This is a genomic window from Streptomyces bugieae (genome assembly GCF_036352915.1).
Lineage (GTDB): Bacteria > Actinomycetota > Actinomycetes > Streptomycetales > Streptomycetaceae > Streptomyces > Streptomyces endophytica.
Map to the genome: position 1 here is coordinate 1 of NZ_JAZBJP010000149.1, position 458 is coordinate 458.

1 pseudogene is annotated in these 458 nt (G+C 72.7%); it reads left to right on the plus strand.

Going from position 1 to position 458, the window contains the following annotated elements:
* A pseudogene (locus V2J85_RS40625) lies at positions 1 to 458 on the plus strand (hypothetical protein); the annotation flags it as partial.

Genomic DNA, 458 nt, shown 5'->3' on the forward strand with positions numbered 1-458 from the left:
TCTTTCCGGTGCCCGATCTGACGCACCTCTTCATCACGCAGGGGGCCGACGGCTATGTGCACTTCATAGGCCGCCGCTCGGTGCCGAAGCCGGACGGCCCTCCGGCCGTGGACCTGGTCCACGCGATCCAGTACCAGTCGGGGCGTCCGCTCACCGCCTGGCGCTCGCTCGGCAATCCGCACAAGGACCGGGACAAGGCCGCGCGGCTCGGGGTGCCGACGGGCGCGGTCGACGAGGCGGGCACCCTGCACATCCTGGTGCGCAACGCCGGGCGGGGCCTGATGCTCCGCCGCGAGGACAAGAGCGGCAAGTGGGAGGGGTGGCGGGACCTGAAGGGCAGCATGTTCCAGGACACGCCCGCCGTGATGGCCGCGGCCTCCGGCCGGATCGAGGTCCTGATCCCGGGGGAGGAGGGCGCGGGCCGCTGGGTGCAGTCCGAGCCGGGAGAGGTCCCGGAG